The organism is Labrys wisconsinensis, assembly GCF_030814995.1.
GTDB lineage: Bacteria > Pseudomonadota > Alphaproteobacteria > Rhizobiales > Labraceae > Labrys > Labrys wisconsinensis.
Genome location: NZ_JAUSVX010000046.1, coordinates 1 through 3,475 on the forward strand (window position 1 = coordinate 1; position 3,475 = coordinate 3,475).

The window sequence follows — 3,475 nt, forward strand, 5'->3', positions numbered from 1 at the left end:
CGCCTATGCGGTGGGCGACCGCTTCACGGTGCTCAACCGCGGCAAGACGCTCGGCACCTATGCCAAGGCCGAGATCCCGATGGACGAGCTGCAGAACCTGATGGCCGGCGGCAAGGAGCTGGCCCAGCTCTCCAGCGAGCTGGGCGGCACCGTCTGAAGCGCCGGTGCGTTCAGCCCTGGCGGGCGAGCCAGTGGATGTCGGCGCGCGAAATGCCGAGATCGGACATTTCGCGGTCGTCGAGCGAGTCCAGCTCGCGCAGACGCTGGCGATAGGCCTTGTAGGCGCGATAGCGCGCGATGACGGAGGCAACGAAGCTTGAGAAGATCATGATGGTAGTCCCTCTGACCTGATCCGGTTTCGCCGGATTATATGCGGCGCAATATATGTCGTTTCTGTGCTGCATTGCACAATAATCGGGAATGGCGGCCATGCCTGATCTGCATGGCGCAAACGTTTGGCTGAGAAGGGAAATCCGCAATGGGCATCGGTGTCGGGCTGATCGGCACGGGTTACATGGGCAAATGCCACGCCCTGGCATGGAACGCGGTGGCGCCGGTGTTCGGCGACGTCGAGCGTCCGCGCCTGGCTGTCCTGGCCGAGGCGACGGCCGAGCTGGCGCAGCGCAAGGCCGGGGAATTCGGCTTTGCCCGCGCCACCGCCGACTGGCGCTCGCTGGTCGAGGATCCGGCCGTCGACGTCGTGTCGATCACCACGCCCAACAAGTTCCACGCCGAGATGGCGATATCGGCGCTCCGGGCCGGCAAGCACGTCTGGTGCGAGAAGCCGATGGCGACCTCGCTGGCGGATGCGCAGGCCATGCACGCCGCCTGGAAGGCCAGCGGCCGCCATGCCGTGCTCGGCTACAACTATGTGCAGAACCCGGCGATGCGCCTGATCCACCGGCTGGTGGGCGAGGGCGCCGTGGGAACGGTGAACCATGTCCGGGTCGAGATGGACGAGGACTTCATGGCGGACGCTTCCGCCCCGTTCTCGATCCGCAGCGAGGCCTCGTCCGGCTACGGCGCGCTCGACGACTTCGCCGTGCATCCGCTCAGCCTGCTGCGCGCCGTCTTCGGCGGCGTCGAGCGCGTGTTCGGCGACATGACCCGGCCCTATGCCGAGCGGCCGGTGTCCGGCGGCGGTACGCGGGCGGTGGAGAATTACGACACCGCGACGGCGCTGATCCGCCTCGACAATGGCGCCTCCGGCTTCATTGCCGTCAACCGCGCCGCCTGGGGCCGCAAGGGCCGCATCCAGCTGCAGATCTTCGGCAGCGAGGGCACGCTGGCCTTCGAACAGGAGCGCTTCAACGAGGTCCAGCTCTTCACCCGCGGCGATGCCAGGGAGACGCAGGGCTTCCGCACCATCCTCAGCGGCCCCGCGCACCCGCCCTACGACCGGTTCATCCCGGCGCCCGGCCATGGGCTCGGCTTCAACGACCTCAAGGTGATCGAATGCCGCGAGCTGATCGGCAAGATCCGCGGCGAGGCCTCGACCCTGCTCGACTTCGACGACGGGCTGGCGATCGAGCGTACCGTGCATGCCATCGCCCGCAGCTTCGAGACCGGCGGATGGGTGAAGGTGGACAGCGTGACGGCGTGAGCCGTTGCCGGCTCGCACGGGCCGGCGACGACAGGCTTTCCCAGCAAGCGGAGATGCGACCATGCGCATGATCGGACATTTCATCGGCGGCAGGCATGTTCCCGGCACGTCCGGCCGCACCGGCGACGTCTTCCTGCCGATGACCGGCGAGGTGCAGGCCAAGGTGGCGCTCGCCTCCCGCGCCGAGCTGCGCGCGGCGGTGGAGAACGCCGCGGCCGCCCAGCCGGCCTGGGCGGCGCAGAACCCGCAGAAGCGGGCGCGCGTGCTGATGAAGTTCCTGGAGCTGGCGCATCGCGACGAGGCGGCGATCGCCGACCTCCTCGCCCGCGAGCACGGCAAGACCATCGCCGACGCCCGCGGCGACCTGCAGCGGGGCCTCGAGGTGGTCGAGTTCGCCACCGGCGTGCCGCACCTGATGAAGGGGGATTTCACCGAGGGCGCCGGGCCGGGCATCGACATGTATTCGATGCGCCAGCCGCTCGGCGTCGTCGCCGGCATCACGCCCTTCAACTTTCCTGCGATGATCCCTCTATGGAAATGCGCGCCGGCCATCGCCTGCGGCAACGCCTTCATCCTCAAGCCCTCGGAGCGCGATCCCGGCGTGCCGATCAAGCTCGCCGAGCTGTTCATCGAGGCGGGGCTGCCGCCGGGCATCCTCAACGTGGTCAACGGCGACAAGGAGGCGGTCGACGCCATCCTGGAGGATCCCGACATCCACGCCGTCGGCTTCGTCGGCTCCTCGCCGATCGCCCAGTACATCTACGAGCGCGCTGCCGCCACCGGCAAGCGGGCGCAATGCTTCGGCGGCGCCAAGAACCACATGATCGTCATGCCCGACGCCGACATCCCCAAGGCGGCCGACGCGCTGATCGGTGCCGGCTACGGCTCGGCCGGCGAGCGCTGCATGGCGATCTCGGTGGCGGTGCCGGTGGGCGAGGCGACGGCGCAAGCCCTGATCGAGGAGCTGGTGCCGCGGGTGGAGGCGCTCAAGGTCGGCACCTCGACCGATCCCGGCGCCGATTACGGGCCGCTGGTGACCAGGGCGCATCTCGACAAGGTGCGCGGCTATGTCGACCTCGGCGTCGCCGAGGGCGCCAAGCTGCTGGTCGACGGCCGCGGCTTCCGGATGCAGGGCTACGAGAACGGCTTCTATCTCGGCGGCTGCCTGTTCGACGAGGTGACGCCCGACATGCGCATCTACCGGGAGGAGATCTTCGGACCGGTGCTGTCGGTCGTGCGGGCCGGAACCTATGAAGAGGCGCTGGCGCTGCCGTCCAAGCATGAATATGGCAACGGCGTCGCCATCTACACCCGCGACGGCGACACGGCGCGCGACTTCGTCTCCCGCGTCAATGTCGGCATGGTCGGCGTCAACGTGCCGCTGCCGGTGCCGCTGGCCTACCACACGTTCGGCGGCTGGAAGCGCTCCGGCTTCGGCGACCTCAACCAGCACGGGCCGGATTCCATCCGCTTCTACACCAAGACCAAGACGGTGACCTCGCGCTGGCCCTCCGGCATCCGGACCGGCGCGGAGTTCGCCATGCCGACCATGCGCTGAACGGTATCGCTCACAGGAAATGCGGGGGATTTCGCCCGCTTGTCCGCAACGGTGGGTCGCATCTTGCCACGACCTGCTCTACCGTAAGGCTACCGGCTGGGTCCTCGGTCTCACCGGCCCGCAGACCCCTCCCGCTGCAAACGGGTCCGACGAGGCCGCGCCGCAAGGCGCGGCTCTTTTTTGTGCGCCCGGCATGGGCGCACTCTTGCGGGTGAGAGCCCCGCCGTGAGCTGGTCACAGCGAGCGAAGAGAAGCGCAACTGCGAGAGGGCGACCGATCGTGGAGAGGAAGCGTGGATCGAAGCTGCGGGCCGA

3 protein-coding genes and 1 pseudogene are annotated in these 3,475 nt (G+C 68.4%); 3 read left to right on the top strand and 1 reads right to left on the bottom strand.

Annotated elements, in window-relative coordinates; genetic code table 11:
* A pseudogene (locus QO011_RS42380) lies at positions 1–157 on the top strand (sugar ABC transporter ATP-binding protein); the annotation flags it as partial.
* A 13-nt stretch (positions 158–170) separates the two neighbouring features.
* Here QO011_RS42380 and QO011_RS42385 read toward each other — a convergent pair.
* The gene (locus QO011_RS42385; RefSeq protein WP_307286739.1) at positions 171–431 is read right to left on the bottom strand and encodes a DUF1127 domain-containing protein; all 261 of its coding nucleotides are present in this window, start codon (positions 429–431) and stop codon (positions 171–173) included.
* 47 nt (positions 432–478) lie between these two features.
* On the opposite strand from QO011_RS42385, the gene QO011_RS42390 reads away from it, so the two are divergent.
* Positions 479–1,603 (top strand): Gfo/Idh/MocA family protein, encoded by a 1,125-nt coding sequence (locus QO011_RS42390; RefSeq protein WP_307286741.1) that lies wholly within the window; start codon positions 479–481, stop codon positions 1,601–1,603.
* Positions 1,604–1,664: 61 nt separating this feature from the next.
* Positions 1,665–3,161, top strand: coding sequence for a CoA-acylating methylmalonate-semialdehyde dehydrogenase (locus tag QO011_RS42395; RefSeq protein ID WP_307286743.1), 1,497 nt, complete (start codon positions 1,665–1,667; stop codon positions 3,159–3,161).
* Positions 3,162–3,475: the final 314 nt, after the last annotated feature.